The sequence below is a fragment of the Krasilnikovia sp. MM14-A1004 genome, assembly GCF_047159485.1.
GTDB lineage: Bacteria > Actinomycetota > Actinomycetes > Mycobacteriales > Micromonosporaceae > Actinoplanes.
The window spans coordinates 5,916,721-5,929,281 of sequence record NZ_AP038773.1; the positions used below are offsets into that span (position 1 = coordinate 5,916,721).

18 protein-coding genes are annotated in these 12,561 nt (G+C 71.0%); 5 read left to right on the forward strand and 13 right to left on the reverse strand.

Translation table 11 applies throughout. The features are described 5' to 3' along the window. Positions 1 to 7: 7 nt before the first annotated feature. From ACMCNN_RS25485 to ACMCNN_RS25495, 3 genes are read right to left on the reverse strand one after another with little or no spacing between them, the layout of a single operon-like run. Positions 8 to 595: a hypothetical protein gene (locus ACMCNN_RS25485; RefSeq protein WP_412743037.1), complete on the reverse strand. Its 588-nt coding sequence runs from the start codon at positions 593 to 595 to the stop codon at positions 8 to 10. Next, entirely contained in the window at positions 592 to 1,317 is a 726-nt protein-coding gene (locus tag ACMCNN_RS25490; RefSeq protein WP_412743038.1) for a DUF4129 domain-containing protein, read from the reverse strand. The genes ACMCNN_RS25485 and ACMCNN_RS25490 overlap by 4 nt, the downstream gene beginning before the upstream one ends. 46 nt (positions 1,318 to 1,363) lie before the next feature. After that, positions 1,364 to 2,101, reverse strand: a complete 738-nt coding sequence (locus tag ACMCNN_RS25495; protein WP_412743039.1) for a uracil-DNA glycosylase — start codon at positions 2,099 to 2,101, stop codon at positions 1,364 to 1,366. A gap of 178 nt (positions 2,102 to 2,279) precedes the next feature. On the opposite strand from ACMCNN_RS25495, the gene ACMCNN_RS25500 reads away from it, so the two are divergent. Then, positions 2,280 to 3,377 carry a DUF2332 domain-containing protein gene (locus ACMCNN_RS25500; RefSeq protein WP_412743040.1) on the forward strand — a complete coding sequence of 366 codons (1,098 nt, stop codon included), beginning with the start codon at positions 2,280 to 2,282 and terminating at the stop codon, positions 3,375 to 3,377. Here ACMCNN_RS25500 and ACMCNN_RS25505 read toward each other — a convergent pair whose 3' ends face one another. Together ACMCNN_RS25505 and ACMCNN_RS25510 are read right to left on the reverse strand one after the other, a co-directional pair. Beyond that, positions 3,378 to 3,584, reverse strand: a complete 207-nt coding sequence (locus ACMCNN_RS25505) for a DUF397 domain-containing protein (RefSeq protein WP_412743041.1) — start codon at positions 3,582 to 3,584, stop codon at positions 3,378 to 3,380. After that, a complete protein-coding gene (locus ACMCNN_RS25510; RefSeq protein WP_412743042.1) occupies positions 3,572 to 4,381 on the reverse strand; it encodes a helix-turn-helix domain-containing protein in 810 nt (269 codons plus the stop codon). Before ACMCNN_RS25510 ends, ACMCNN_RS25505 begins: the two co-directional genes overlap by 13 nt. A gap of 159 nt (positions 4,382 to 4,540) precedes the next feature. On the opposite strand from ACMCNN_RS25510, the gene ACMCNN_RS25515 reads away from it, so the two are divergent. Together ACMCNN_RS25515 and ACMCNN_RS25520 are read left to right on the forward strand one after the other, a co-directional pair. After that, the gene (locus ACMCNN_RS25515) at positions 4,541 to 4,696 is read left to right on the forward strand and encodes a hypothetical protein (RefSeq protein ID WP_412743043.1); all 156 of its coding nucleotides are present in this window, start codon (positions 4,541 to 4,543) and stop codon (positions 4,694 to 4,696) included. A 2-nt stretch (positions 4,697 to 4,698) separates the two neighbouring features. After that, positions 4,699 to 4,914, forward strand: coding sequence for a hypothetical protein (locus ACMCNN_RS25520; protein WP_412743044.1), 216 nt, complete (start codon positions 4,699 to 4,701; stop codon positions 4,912 to 4,914). Here the strand turns inward: ACMCNN_RS25520 and ACMCNN_RS25525 are convergent. The 3 genes from ACMCNN_RS25525 to ACMCNN_RS25535 all read right to left on the reverse strand — a co-directional run bounded on the left by ACMCNN_RS25525 (position 4,884) and on the right by ACMCNN_RS25535 (position 6,710). Beyond that, positions 4,884 to 5,348: a hypothetical protein gene (locus ACMCNN_RS25525; RefSeq protein ID WP_412743045.1), complete on the reverse strand. Its 465-nt coding sequence runs from the start codon at positions 5,346 to 5,348 to the stop codon at positions 4,884 to 4,886. The genes ACMCNN_RS25520 and ACMCNN_RS25525 overlap by 31 nt on opposite strands. 94 nt (positions 5,349 to 5,442) lie before the next feature. After that, positions 5,443 to 6,384, reverse strand: a complete 942-nt coding sequence (locus tag ACMCNN_RS25530; RefSeq protein WP_412743046.1) for an HAAS signaling domain-containing protein — start codon at positions 6,382 to 6,384, stop codon at positions 5,443 to 5,445. Next, positions 6,381 to 6,710 carry a PadR family transcriptional regulator gene (locus ACMCNN_RS25535; protein WP_412743047.1) on the reverse strand — a complete coding sequence of 110 codons (330 nt, stop codon included), beginning with the start codon at positions 6,708 to 6,710 and terminating at the stop codon, positions 6,381 to 6,383. Before ACMCNN_RS25535 ends, ACMCNN_RS25530 begins: the two co-directional genes overlap by 4 nt. Before the next feature lie 115 nt (positions 6,711 to 6,825). On the opposite strand from ACMCNN_RS25535, the gene ACMCNN_RS25540 reads away from it, so the two are divergent. Beyond that, positions 6,826 to 7,824 carry an aldo/keto reductase family protein gene (locus ACMCNN_RS25540; RefSeq protein WP_412743048.1) on the forward strand — a complete coding sequence of 333 codons (999 nt, stop codon included), beginning with the start codon at positions 6,826 to 6,828 and terminating at the stop codon, positions 7,822 to 7,824. A 30-nt stretch (positions 7,825 to 7,854) separates the two neighbouring features. Here ACMCNN_RS25540 and ACMCNN_RS25545 read toward each other — a convergent pair whose 3' ends face one another. Continuing rightward, positions 7,855 to 8,400, reverse strand: coding sequence for a DUF2231 domain-containing protein (locus ACMCNN_RS25545; protein ID WP_412743049.1), 546 nt, complete (start codon positions 8,398 to 8,400; stop codon positions 7,855 to 7,857). 356 nt (positions 8,401 to 8,756) lie between these two features. Here ACMCNN_RS25545 and ACMCNN_RS25550 point away from each other — a divergent pair, with 356 nt between their 5' ends. After that, the gene (locus tag ACMCNN_RS25550; RefSeq protein ID WP_412743050.1) at positions 8,757 to 9,836 is read left to right on the forward strand and encodes a glycoside hydrolase family 26 protein; all 1,080 of its coding nucleotides are present in this window, start codon (positions 8,757 to 8,759) and stop codon (positions 9,834 to 9,836) included. A 74-nt stretch (positions 9,837 to 9,910) separates the two neighbouring features. Here the strand turns inward: ACMCNN_RS25550 and ACMCNN_RS25555 are convergent, their stop codons facing one another. From ACMCNN_RS25555 to ACMCNN_RS25570, 4 genes are read right to left on the reverse strand one after another with little or no spacing between them, the layout of a single operon-like run. Then, positions 9,911 to 10,819: an exopolyphosphatase gene (locus ACMCNN_RS25555; RefSeq protein ID WP_412743051.1), complete on the reverse strand. Its 909-nt coding sequence runs from the start codon at positions 10,817 to 10,819 to the stop codon at positions 9,911 to 9,913. Further along, positions 10,816 to 11,319 (reverse strand): amino-acid N-acetyltransferase, encoded by a 504-nt coding sequence (locus ACMCNN_RS25560; protein WP_412743052.1) that lies wholly within the window; start codon positions 11,317 to 11,319, stop codon positions 10,816 to 10,818. The genes ACMCNN_RS25555 and ACMCNN_RS25560 overlap by 4 nt, the downstream gene beginning before the upstream one ends. A gap of 9 nt (positions 11,320 to 11,328) precedes the next feature. Then, complete coding sequence (locus tag ACMCNN_RS25565) at positions 11,329 to 11,829, reverse strand: DUF501 domain-containing protein (protein WP_412743053.1); 501 nt, start codon at positions 11,827 to 11,829, stop codon at positions 11,329 to 11,331. Positions 11,830 to 11,834: 5 nt separating this feature from the next. Beyond that, a complete protein-coding gene (locus ACMCNN_RS25570) occupies positions 11,835 to 12,479 on the reverse strand; it encodes an FtsB family cell division protein (protein WP_412743054.1) in 645 nt (214 codons plus the stop codon). Positions 12,480 to 12,561: the final 82 nt, after the last annotated feature.

A 12,561-nucleotide genomic window follows, 5' to 3' on the forward strand; every position in this document is an offset into this window, starting at 1 on the left:
GCCCTTCTCACAGTCGTTCCAGAGTTTCCACGAACGCGGCCAGATCGCGCGCCTTCGGCGCGCGCCGGCCGGGCTCCGCGAGGGTGCGCCACAGCGCCTCGCCGAGCAGCTCACGGGCCCGGCGCGGGTCGGACGCCCGGGTGATGCCGTGCCGCAGCCGCAACCGCTCGTCGGTGAGCTCGGCGATGACGGGCAGGACGTTACGCGAGTACTGGTCGGCGTCGTTCTGCGCCCAGTCCAGCCGCAGTTCCCAGCGGCGTACCGCGGCGCGCAGCGCGTCGCCGCCCTGGCTCGGGTCGTGCGCGGAGTCGGTGGGTCGGGGCGTGGCCCGCGGCGGCGGGGGTGCCGCCACCCGGGAGACGGCCAGCATCAGCAGCCGCAGCGCCACGAACGCGGCGACGATCAGCAGCAGCGGCACCGCGATCCCGGCCGAGCGCAGCCCCGCCACGGTCACCACGGTCGCGGCGACGATCAGCAGGACGTTGCGGACGATCCAGGCCGTCCGCGAGCGCGGCCGCCGCACCTCCGGCAGATCCGGTACGGGCTCGTCCGCGCGGGAGAAGAGGTCGTCGAGCCCGCCGTCGCGCTCGCTCATGAGGCGCCCACCTCCGCGCCCAGGTCGGCGCGCAACTGCTGCAACGCCGCGCGGGCCTGGCCACGCATCCGCTCGTCGACGGTGTGCGTGGTGGCGTACCGGGCCTCCCGGTACACGGCGGCGAAGGCCGCCAGCACCTGGGCGTCGACGTGCTGCTCGACCAGCAGGCGGGCGACCAGGTCGGTCGGTGTGTCGCCCGGGTGGCGCGGGGTGCCCGCCGCGGCGGCGGCCTGCTCCAGCCGTACCCAGCAGGCGATGACCGCGCGGCGCGGGTCGCGGTCGGCGTCGGACAGCTCGTCCAGGCCCGCATCCAGCACCGCCACGAGGTCCGTCGCGCGGCGCGGCTCCGCCTGGCGGGGGACGCGGCGGCCGCCCCGGCGGGCGCGGCGGCGCTGCTGATCACGGATCAGCGCCCAGACGATCAGCACCGCGACGATCACGCCCACGACGACCAGGACGGCGACCGCGGCCGTACCGACCCAGTCGGGCAGGCCGCTGGCCGCCTCGGGGGTCGGCGCGGCGGACGGGGTGGCCTCGGCACCGGACGGCACGGCCGTCGGCTCCGAGGGCGGCAGCAACGGGGCCGCCGTGGTGGGCGCGTCCGCCTCCGGGGTGATCCGCTCCAGCTGGGGCGCCGACCGGGTCGCGGCCAGGGCGGCAAGGAACAGCAGCCCGAGCACGGCGGCCACGGGCCACCAGCGACGCAATGCGGCGAGGTCCACTCTCAGGCTCTGTTCCGTGGCTCAGGGGTTGGCGGTCGAGGACGAATCATGCCAGGCCAGCGAGCTCTTTGGCACGACCGAAGACGTCGTCCAGCATCGCGGGCGTCAGCCTTCCGGTGAACGTGTTCTGCTGGCTCACGTGGTAGCAGCCCAGCAAGTCGGGCATTTCAGGCAGGCTGACGTGCGCGCCGTGCCCGAAGGCGGGCCGGGGGGTGGGCGGCCGGTGGCCGTACACCGCACGGGCGGCGGGCCACCACGCCGCCCAGGCGAACGCGCCGAGCGCCACCACCACCCGCAGCGTCGGCCGGATCAGCGCCAGCTCGCGGTGCAGCCACGGCGCGCAGGTGTCGCGTTCGGCGGGGGACGGCTTGTTGTCGGGCGGGGCGCACCGTACCGCCGCGAAGATCCTGGTGTGTGCGAGCGCGAGGCCGTCGTCGGCGGCCACGCTGGTCGGCTGGTTGGCCAGCCCGGCCCGGTGCAACGCCGCGAACAGCACGTCCCCCGATCGGTCCCCCGTGAAGATCCGGCCGGTCCGGTTGCCGCCGTGCGCGGCCGGGGCCAGGCCGAGGATGCCGATCTCCGCATCGGGCGTGCCGAAGCCGGGCACCGGGCGCCCCCAGTAGGTCTGGTCGCGGAACGCCGCACGGCGCTCGGCGGCGACCTTCTCCCGCCAGGCGACCAGACGCGGGCAGGCGAAACAGTCGGCCACAGCCGCGTCGAGGGCGGGCAGGTCGGCCGCCTCGGCCGCGTGGGCGACGACCTCGGCATGGGTACGGCTGGTCACACCACCAGCAGAGCATTTCCCGCGTACGCCGGATCGGGCGGGCCGCCCATTCCATCCGCCCCCATTCGGCCAGTCCTGTTTCCACAGAGCCGGGTTGATGTGGGCGGTGATCCGGTGGATTCGAACCGAGGTGCCGATGGCGGCTCGGTGCTCCGGTCCGACGGCTAGACTCATCGCGATGCCACAGGCGACCGCTGAACGTGCCGTACCCGCGCGTCGGGTCCGCACCCTCGCCCAGGTGTACCGGCACTTCGGGGAGGTCGACGCCGCCGGAACGTCCCCGCTGTACGCGCGGGTCGCCGTCGCCCTGAGCGAGTCCGACGAGGCGATGCGCGCCGTTGAGGCGGCGCCTGCGCGTAAGCGGCATCCGACGCTGATCCTCGCCGCGTTGCACGACCTCGCCCTCGCCGGGCGCGCCCCGGCGCTGGCCGCCGCCTATGCCGCCGGCGACGGCGACGCCGCTGCCGACGCGGCGATCGACGCGCTGCTGCGGATGACCGGCCCGGTCGTGGACCTCGCCGTGCGCCGGAAGGTGCGGACCGACGAGACCGGACGGTACGCCGTGCTGTATCCGGCCATTGCCGAGGCGGCGCACCGGCTGGGTGCGAGCGCAGTCGGGCTGATCGACGTCGGATGTTCGGCCGGGCTGAATCTCCAGGTCGACCGCGTGGGCATCACCTACAGCGATGGACGGTCGCTGGGCGACCCGGCGTCTGCCGTGCAGGTGTCGTCGTCGATCGTGCAGAACCGGCCCGTCCCGGCGCGGGCGATCCCGGAGGTGGTGGCCCGCGTCGGCGTCGACCTCGAACCCGTGGACGTGACCGACGCGGATGATGCGCGATGGTTGCGTGCGTGCGTGTGGCCGGATCAGCCGGAGGAGGCCGCGCGGCTCGGCGCGGAGATCGCCCTGGCGGCGACCGCCCCTCCGGCGCTCCTGCACGGTGACGCGGTCGAGGTGTTGCCCGACGCCTTCGCCCGGATGCCTGCCGACGTGCTGCCTATCGTCACCACGACGTGGGCGTTGTCGCGCCTCCCGCTGGAGAGCCGCATGCGGTTCCTGCACCGCCTCGATGAGGCGGCGACCCATCGGGCGGTGGCGTGGGTGTCGGTGGAGGGAGTGGGGGTCGCGCCCGCGATACCGACGATGGGCGATCGCCGCGCCTCGGGTCACAGCATCATCGGCCTGGCGGTGTTCGAGCACTCGGCTCTGCGCGCCGAGGCCCTCGGCCGCTGCTGGTCGAAGGGCCGCATGCTGGCCTGGCTGGCGGACTCCTGATCAGCCGAGATCGAACTCGCCGTTCTTCACACCGTCGAGGAACCGGGACCAGGCTTCCGGATCGAACGCCAGCACCGGGCCGGACCGATCCTTGCTGTCACGCACACCGACCACGCCGGGAAGGTTCTTGGCGACCTCGACGCATGAGTTGCCGCCCGTGTCGCTGCGCGTCGACTTGCGCCACACTGCACCGGTCAGGTCTGCCATGTTGCACACACCCCCCTGATCAACTCGATGGACTGCGTCCGCGGCAATGCCTCACCACGGATCGCCTCCCATCTCTTGATCAGGCTATCAACGGCCTCGCGCCGATGAAGCACCTGCACAGGCCATGGAGTGTCCACCATGGCTACCTCGAACTCGTCCCCCTTGGTGATGACAAATGGCCCGGCCAGACCTGCATAGGCGCCTGCGGTGGTCGGCACGACGTGGATCCGGACCGTGGATCGTTCGGCGCAGTGCAGCAGGTGCTCACACTGCGCTGCCATCACTCCGGGACCGCCGACCGGTCGGCGCAACGCCGCCTCGTCGATGATCGTCAGGAGGTCTGGCGGGCATGGCGCGTGGAGGATCTCCTGACGTTGCAGCCGGGCGCCGACGCGCCGCTCGACCTCTTCGTCATCGATCAGCCGGGATCCCGCGAAGATCGCGCGGGCATAGTCCTCTATCTGTAGCAGACCCGGAATGATCAACGGATCGAACCACCTGATCAGCGTCGCCTCGCGCTCGAAGACAAGCCAGTCCCGAAACCACACCGGTGATTGATCCGTCCGGACCAGGTTGTCGAGCAGGCGCTCGAAGAGACCACCGGTCTGCAAGGCACGATCGACACCTGCCAAGTAGTCCCGAGTGGGTGGGCGTTGGCCGTTTTCGACGGCGCTGACCAGGGATGACGAGTAGTTGATGGCCTTGCCGAGGTCTTCCTGGCTGAGGCCGGCGGCCGAGCGCGAACGCCGTAGCTCGTTCAGCAGGAAGCTCGACGCTGACTCGGACACCTCGGTCATCACACACTCCCGCCACACGTCCGCCGGGCTGCGCCACATCTCCCCACCGGCCGGGAGCCGCGTACACGGCACCGCCGGGAACAGGCGCGAGAGCTTCCGAGCGTATCGATGTCCTCACCAGACTGTGAAGACACGCAGGAATGATGCCGGGAGGCGGAGATGGAGCTGGTGATGGCGATCGGTCCGGCGCTGGCCGTGGGGTTTCTCGCGGGGCTGTTGACGTTCCGGCAGAAGAGCCGGTGGTGCCCGGCGTGCGGGGCGACGCTCGCCTGTCCCGAGGCCGGTCGTCACGGCCTTCACGGGCGGCGGGTCTGACCATGGTGGACGGTCTGGAGCTGCTGAACCTTCTGCTCGGCCACTGGGAAAGCCCCGTGCTGGTACGCGTCGGCGGTGAGCTGGTGGAGGTGGCCGACGTGCGGTACCGCCCCGAGCGGGGCGGCGTGGTGCTCCTGCTGGAGACGGAACCGGGCGGCGCGGCATGCGCCACGCCGCCCGGAGAGCCTCAGGACTTCTGCTTGAGGCAGAGCAGGTAGCCGTCGCCCGACTGGCTGGCGTACGCGAGGTACTGCTCGCCCTCCTTGACGAACTTCTCGCAGGCCGGGTTGTTGATGTCGGTGACACCGTCGACGCGGCCCAGCACGACGAAGGCGGCGTCCTTGGACTTGCAGTCGACCGGCTTCATGTCGGCGACGCCCTCCTCGCCGACCTTGACGTCCTTGGCGGTCTCGGAGGCGAGGCAGTCACCGGCCTTGGTGTCCTTGGTCGGGTCGGGGCGGAGCATGAACTTCGCCACGCCGGCGACAACGATGAGGATCAGCATGCCGACGATGGCCAGGATGATCCGGCCGACCTTCGACTTCTTCTTCGGTGCGGCGGGTGCGTCGCCCATGCCGGTGACGGCGCTCGGGTCGGAGACTGGAATGTTGCCGCCCTCGGGGGCGGGGGTCGGCCCAACCGGGTTGCTCACTTCGCGTCCTTTCGCGGAGTCGGTCGACGGCCGACCGAATACCGCCGACAACTTAGCGATCAAGCCTCGCGCGCGCGACCCCGTTGCCGCGCGGTTACTTTCCGGGGCTGGGGTGCGCGGCCGAGGAGGGGCTCGGCGCGGGCGAGGCGGAGCCGGAGGGGGCCGTGGACAGCCCGGAGAACGGGGCGTTCTGCGGGCAATACGGGTAGACCGACTCGTCGGCGGCTCGCACGGATTCGTCGTTCGCGTAGTCGTCACACCACGCGTTGCCCAGATGGATCGGGGTGCCGTCCTGGTCGAACAGTCGCGCCCCGGTGACCAGCCGACCCTGCTGATCGTAGACAAACACATCCTGGACATTTCCGTACGGATCGCTGTAGCCGACGTCGGTGTATCCGGGCTCCATGCTGTTGCTGTCGGCGAGGGTGAAGCCGCCCAGCGCCACGATCACCAGCACGACGGACGCGGCCCACAGCGCGTACCGGGGCCAGGAGGCGAGGCCCGCCGTGCGGCGGCCCACCCAGATCGAGCCGAGGATCCCGGCGCTCAGCAGGACCAGCGCCACCGCCTCGCTGCCGCCGATGCGGGGCAGCAGGCCGATCGACTGGCCGCTGTCGTCCAGGATGCCCGCGACGATCATCGCGACGAGGTAGCCGCGCAGCACCCACCACGCGGGGCGCAGCAGGACCAGGAATTCGCTGGCCCGCGCGGCGCCGAACAGCGGGCCGAGACGCCGGTCGACCACGCCGAGCGCGCGTTGCAGATCCTGCCGCAGCTCGACGAACCGGTTCGGGATGGGCGGCGGCGGATCGGGGAAGCCGCCGACGAAACCCGCACTGGTACGCAACTCCGCCGCGTACGCGCTGGGCACGCCGAGCCGGTCGACCAGGGTGCCCTCGCCCTCGGCCAGCACCTCGGCCAGGTGCTCGGGCAGGTCCTCCAGCAGTTCGTCGCGCAGCGACTCCGGAAGGTCACCGAGGGCCGCACGGACCGCGAAGACGTACGCAGTGATCTCGTCCTGTGCCGTTCCGTTCACGCTGTCCCCCGCTCCCGCAGCAGATCGTTCATCGTGGATGCGAAGCCGTACCACACCTTGCCACCTCGCTGCAACTCCGCACGGCCAGCAGGATTCAACGCGTAGTACTTGCGGTGCGGGCCCTCGTCGCTCGGCACCACGTACGTGGTCAGGTAGCCGGCGTTGAACAGGCGCCGCAGCGTGCCGTACACGGAGGCGTCGCCGACGTCGGTGAGACCCGCGGCGCGCAGCCGCCGCAGGATGTCGTAGCCGTAGCCGTCCTCATCGCACAGCACCGCCAGCACGGCGAGATCAAGGACCCCCTTGAGCAGCTGGGTCGTATCCACGCGATGCACGCTAGTCTGCAGTGCGAAATACCGTCAAGCCGAGGGCCGCCCGGCGAGTCGCACCGGCGCCGGGGCGGCAGCGCCGCCGTTGCGGTCGGCCCATAGGGTCCGGTGCATGGAATATCGTCACCTCGGCAGGTCCGGTCTGATCGTCAGCGAAATCGCTTACGGCAACTGGATCACGCACGGACCGGACGCCGATCGGGACACCGCGATCGCGTGCGTGAGAGCGGCCCTCGACGCCGGGATCACCACCTACGACACCGCCGACGTGTACGGCATGACGCACGCGGAGACCGTCCTGGGCGCCGCGCTCGACGGCGTTCGCCGCGAGTCTTACGAGTTGTGCACGAAGGTCTACTGGCCGACCGGCACCGGCAAGAACGACGCGGGCCTGTCCCGCAAGCACATCCATGAGTCGATCAACGGCTCGCTGCGGCGGCTGCGCACCGACTACGTCGACGTCTACCAGGCCCACCGCTACGACCCCGCGACCCCGCTGGACGAGACGATGCTGGCATTCGCCGACATCGTCCGGGCCGGCAAAGCGCTCTACATCGGCACCTCCGAGTGGCGTGCCAGCGAAATCCGGGCCGCGGCCGCCCTCGCCAGGGAACTGCATGTTCCGCTCGTCTCGAACCAGCCGATGTACAACATGCTGTGGCGCGTCATCGACGCCGAGATCGTCCCGGCGTGCGAGGAACTCGGGATCGGCCAGATCGTCTGGTCCCCGATCGCCCAGGGCGTGCTGACCGGCAAGTACCAGCCGGGCGAGCCGCCGCCCGCCGGCTCCCGCTGGGCCGACCATGACGGCGAGAACATCCTGCCGGACTTCTCCACCCGCGACGTCCTCGCGCACGTCCAGCAACTGCGGCCGATCGCCCGGGAGGCGGGGCTCACGCCGGCCCAGCTCGCGGTGGCCTGGACACTGCAGAACCCCAACGTGTCCGCGGCGATCATCGGCGCATCCCGTCCCGAGCAGGTCACCGAAAACGCGGCCGCGGCGGGACAGAAGCTCGACGTCGACCTACTCAAGCGGATCGACGACGTGCTCGATCCGGTCATCGAGCGCGACCCGGCGAAGACCAAGAGCCAGAAGCAGCGCCCGATCTGACCGTAACTGCCGGATCAACGCATCCGGTCTTCAGCGCGGCCGTTCGTGGGGGTCGCGCGCGGCCGGGGTGGGGCTGAAGTTGCCGGTCCAGGTCGCCTTGGCTCCGGAGTCGCCGATGCGGTAGGTGCCGTACACCCCGGCGGCGGCGATGACGATCGCGAGCGCGGCGATGAGGCGGGTCAGCGCGGACGACCGCGGCTTGAGCCACTCGTGCCGGTGGGCGAGAGCGGACAGCCTGCCGCCGGTGGGTGCGGTGGCTTCGATCTGGCGCCACCAGACCACGAGCGCCAGGATCGCGATCGGGATGGCGTAGAAGATCGCGGTGTCGCCGAGTTCCGTGTGTTCGTGCAGCAGGGCGCTCTGCGGGACGCGTCGTTCGAGCCATTCACCGGCGTCGGTGGTGATGGGCACGAGGATGACCACCAGAACGGACAGGATCGCGTTCGCGGCGGCCAGGCGGCGCCGGGCCGGCGCCCACACCGCGGTGAGTACGAGCAGGAACGCCGCGAGGGGCAGCAGCACGACGACCGCGTGCACCAGCAGGATGTGCGCGGGGAGCCCGTTGACGGTGCTCATTCTGGGATCCCTTCCAGGCGTGACCGGCCGGGGGGATAAGTCTGCTATCCACCGGAATCGGATGATTCTAGTCTTCGAGCCTTACCCATCCACGGCGTCGATTCCCGGCTGCGATCGGCGCCGCGGGTAGGGCCGTGTGCCCGGCGGGTACCCGCGACGGAGGACGAAAAACCCCGGCCCGGCCTCGCGGTGCCGTTCGGCTGGGGGCTCTATCGTCCGGCCGGAGCGCGGGCCGAGACGAAAGTATGAGCGGCAACCGTTAAGAAACCTTCCAGGACCCGGGGGCGCTCCCTCCAACCCCGAATCTTCTTCATGTGACCGGCCGACGTGGGCCGCAACAAACGGAGGAGATTCGCTTGGGCCGCAAGGTGAACAAGGTCGTGACCCTGCTCGGCGCGATGCTGGCCGGCACCACCGCCGTGATCGGCGCCGCCGGCACCGCGCACGCCGCCCCCGCCACCCCGAGCAAGCCGACCAAGCCCACCGCGCAGCGCTGCACCACCAACGACAAACTCGTCCCCTCCTGCGGGGTCCTCTGGGGCGCCGCCGCCGGCGGCTTCACCTCCGCCCCCCGGGACGCGGAGCTGAAGAACTGGGAGAAGCTCTCCGGCCGCACCGCGTCGATCTTCCACACCTACCACAAGGGCGACGAAGCCTTCCCCACCAAGAGCGAAATCGCCATGACCTCCGACCCGGCGAACCCACGGGTCCTGCTGGTCAACTGGAAGGTCGCCTACGGCTCCACCTGGGCCAAGGTCGCCAAGGGCGAACAGGACAAGCGCATCGACAAGTTCGCCCAGCGGATCAAGTCCACCTACGGCGACAAGAAGTTCTTCCTCGTGCTCAACCACGAACCCGAGAACGACGTCATCGCCCGTAAGGGCTCCGGCATGGAGGCCAAGGACTTCCGCACCATGTACCGCCACGTGATCCAGCGCCTCGACAGCAAAGGCGTCGACAACGCCATCAACGTGATGGCCTACATGGGCAACGAGAAGTGGATGGCCCAGCCCTGGTGGAACGACCTCTACCCCGGCGACGACGTCGTCGACTGGATGGGCCTGGACTCCTACGTCTCCGCCGAAAAGGGCTACTACCACTACGGCCAGTTCGGCGACCTGCTCGACCGCAAACCCACCGGCGGCAAGGGCCTCGGCTGGTACGACTGGGCCACCACCAAGCACGCCAGCAAGCCCATCATGATCGCCGAATGGGGCGTCTACCACCGCATCGGCAAGCCGGTCGACAAAACCCCCGGCTACAACTCCGTGCTGCCCGAACTCGCCAAGCGCCCCAACATCAAGGCCCTCGTCTACTTCGACACCAAACACGACGACGAAGGCAACCGCGACATCAGCATCGACTCCACCACAAAGAACCTCGCCGCCTTCCGCACCCTCGCCGCCAACCCCATCTTCAACGTCACAATCGCCTGACCGCACGCATCACACACGAGCCGCCCGGCACCACGCCGGGCGGCTCGCGCCATGACAGGCGCCGGGACGCGTACCTAGGTGGCGAGGCCCCAGGCGATGCCGTCGAGGATGTCGTGCTCGCTGGCGACCACAGTGGAGGCTCCCGCGCGTTCCATGATGGTCCGCAGGATGAGGGCGCCCGCGCCGATCACGTCGGCCCGGCCCGGATGCATCACCGGCAGTGCCCGCCGCTGCGCGACCGTCGCGGACAGCAGCTCCGCTGTCACCTTCGCCACCGCCTCCTGTGACACGCGGGCGTGGTGGATACGGCTGGCGTCGTACCCGTCGAGCCCCAACGCCAGCGCGGTCACGGTGGTGACCGAACCGGCCAGCCCGACCAGCGTCGCCGCCGCGCGGCCGGGCACGGCCGCGAGCGCGACGTCCACCGCCGCCGCGATGTCCTGCTCCGCCGCCGCGATCTGGTCGGCGGTCGGCGGGTCCGAGCGCAGGTGACGCTCGGTCATCCGGACACAGCCGATGTCGACCGAGATCGCCGCGTCGACGGTACGGTCGCCCGTCACGAACTCGGTCGACCCGCCGCCGATGTCCACCACCAGGTACGGCGCGGGCGCCGCCAACCCGCGCACCGCGCCCTCGAACGACAGCCGGGCCTCCTCGTCGCCCGTGATCACCTCCGGGTCGACGCCCAGTACGGTGCGGACCATCGCCCGGAAGTCGGCCGCGTTGGAGGCGTCCCGCGACGCCGACGTGGCGCACATCCGGACGCGGGTGACGCCCAGCTCGGCGATCTCCGCCGCGTAACCGAGCAGCGCCGTGCGGGTACGGGCGATCGCCTCCGGGGCCAGGCGGCCCGTGCGGTCCACCCCCTCGCCCAGCCGGACGATCTCCATCCGGCGGGCCACGTCCGTCAGCGAGTCACCGACCACGTCCGCGATGAGCAGCCGGATCGAGTTCGTGCCGCAGTCGATCGCCGCGACCCTCATAGGTGCAACAGCATTCTCGTGTTCCCCAAGGTGTTCGGCTTGACCCGTTCCAGGTCCAGGAACTCGGCGACACCCTCGTCGTACGAGCGCAGGAGCTGCTCGTACACCGTGTGCGGGACGGGGGCGCCGTCGATCTCGGTGAACCCGAACGAGCCGAAGAACGACGTCTCGAAGGTCAGGCAGAACACCCGGGCCACACCCAGCTCACGGGCCATGGCCAGCAGCTCCGTCACGATCCGGTGGCCGATCTTCTGGCCCCGGCAGGACGGGTCGACCGCGACCGTGCGGATCTCGGCCAGGTCCTCCCACATCACGTGCAGGGCGCCGCAGCCCACCACCTGCTGGTCGGCCGCTCGTACGGCGACCCAGAACTCCTGGACGCTCTCGTACAGCGTGACCGTGGCCTTGCTGAGCAGCCGCCGGTCCGTGGTGTACGTGTCCACCAGCTCCCGGATGGCCCTGACGTCGGACGTGCGCGCCCGGCGGATCTCCACCTGCATCCGTCGAGTCTAGGAAGGCTCCGGCTTCACGCACGGACCGCCCGCCCACCACGCGCCGACCGTTTCGCGTACCTCGTCGCCGAACGGGTTCACGCCCGGCCCGGCGGCCAGCGCGTGGGCCAGGTGGACGTGCAGGCACTTCACCCGTTCCGGCATGCCGCCCGCGGAGACGAACGCGATCTCCGGCACGTGCATCACGGACTCGCGGCGGGCCAGGTAGTCCTCGTGCGCGCGGGCGTACTGAGCGGCCAGCTCCGGGTCGGCAGCCAGCCGGTCCTGCATCTCCCGCATCACCCCGCCGGACTCCAGGCGGCTGCAGGCGGCGGTCGCGTTCGGGCAGGTCAGGTAGAACATCGTGGGGAACGGGGTGCCGTCGTCCAGCCGGGGCGTGGTCTCCACCACGTCCGGGTTGCCGCACGGGCAGCGGTGCGCGACCGCCCGGGTGCCGCGCGGGCGGCGGCCGAGCTGGGCTTCGACCGCGTCCAGATCGGCGTCGGTGGGAGAGTCCATCTGCATCATTTCTTCGGCGGGGTGTCGGCCGCGGCGACGCTCGACCACAGCGTGTCGTACCAGCGGTCGGGGGCCGGGGCCGGTGGGGGCTTACCCGCGTCGCGGGCGGCGCCGGCCGGGTCGTTGAGCACCAGCAGCGGCACCTCGCCGGGGCGAACGTAGAACAGGCGGTCGCGGGCCTGGATCCGGACGTACTCCGGGTCCTGCCACTTCTCGACCTCCTCGGTGAGGCCCTGGATCGTGGCCTGCTGGGCGGTCTGCGCCGCCTCCATCCGGGCGATCTGCGACTCCTGCGCCAGATACACCCGCACCGGGTACGTGTACGCCAGCGCCAGGATGACCAGCACCGCGATCAGCACCGTCGCCCGGCCGGTGAAGGCGCGCGGGCGCGGGGCGACGGTACGTTTCGTGGCGCCGGTGGCGGCGCTGCGCCGGGCGGCCGTGGGACGGCTGCCCGCGCGGTCACCGCCTCGCCCGGCGCGGGCGGCCGGGACGCGGACGGTGCTGCCGGCGCGGGGCTCGATCCGGGTGGCACCGGTGTCGCGGGTCGCGGCGCGGGTGGGCCGGACCGCCGCGCGTCCACCCGGACGGCCCGCCTGCCCGGGGCGGCGGGACGGGCCCTGCCCACTGGGCGTGCGGCGCTGCGTCATCCCTGCCCCTCCCCCGAGAACACTCGCGACGGCACCGCCGCGAAGTTGCGGCACCGACTCCAGCCCGAAACTATGCCTCGGG

What these genes read in the sequence shown, in the direction of transcription:
- ACMCNN_RS25485 (WP_412743037.1), bottom strand. Translation starts at nt 595, where the DNA reads ATGAGCGAGCGCGACGGCGGGCTCGACGACCTCTTCTCCCGCGCGGAC.
- ACMCNN_RS25500 (WP_412743040.1), top strand. Translation starts at nt 2,280, where the DNA reads ATGCCACAGGCGACCGCTGAACGTGCCGTACCCGCGCGTCGGGTCCGC.
- ACMCNN_RS25505 (WP_412743041.1), bottom strand. Translation starts at nt 3,584, where the DNA reads ATGGCAGACCTGACCGGTGCAGTGTGGCGCAAGTCGACGCGCAGCGAC.
- ACMCNN_RS25510 (WP_412743042.1), bottom strand. Translation starts at nt 4,381, where the DNA reads ATGACCGAGGTGTCCGAGTCAGCGTCGAGCTTCCTGCTGAACGAGCTA.
- ACMCNN_RS25515 (WP_412743043.1), top strand. Translation starts at nt 4,541, where the DNA reads ATGGAGCTGGTGATGGCGATCGGTCCGGCGCTGGCCGTGGGGTTTCTC.
- ACMCNN_RS25520 (WP_412743044.1), top strand. Translation starts at nt 4,699, where the DNA reads ATGGTGGACGGTCTGGAGCTGCTGAACCTTCTGCTCGGCCACTGGGAA.
- ACMCNN_RS25540 (WP_412743048.1), top strand. Translation starts at nt 6,826, where the DNA reads ATGGAATATCGTCACCTCGGCAGGTCCGGTCTGATCGTCAGCGAAATC.
- ACMCNN_RS25545 (WP_412743049.1), bottom strand. Translation starts at nt 8,400, where the DNA reads ATGAGCACCGTCAACGGGCTCCCCGCGCACATCCTGCTGGTGCACGCG.
- ACMCNN_RS25555 (WP_412743051.1), bottom strand. Translation starts at nt 10,819, where the DNA reads ATGAGGGTCGCGGCGATCGACTGCGGCACGAACTCGATCCGGCTGCTC.
- ACMCNN_RS25560 (WP_412743052.1), bottom strand. Translation starts at nt 11,319, where the DNA reads ATGCAGGTGGAGATCCGCCGGGCGCGCACGTCCGACGTCAGGGCCATC.
- ACMCNN_RS25565 (WP_412743053.1), bottom strand. Translation starts at nt 11,829, where the DNA reads ATGGACTCTCCCACCGACGCCGATCTGGACGCGGTCGAAGCCCAGCTC.
- ACMCNN_RS25570 (WP_412743054.1), bottom strand. Translation starts at nt 12,479, where the DNA reads ATGACGCAGCGCCGCACGCCCAGTGGGCAGGGCCCGTCCCGCCGCCCC.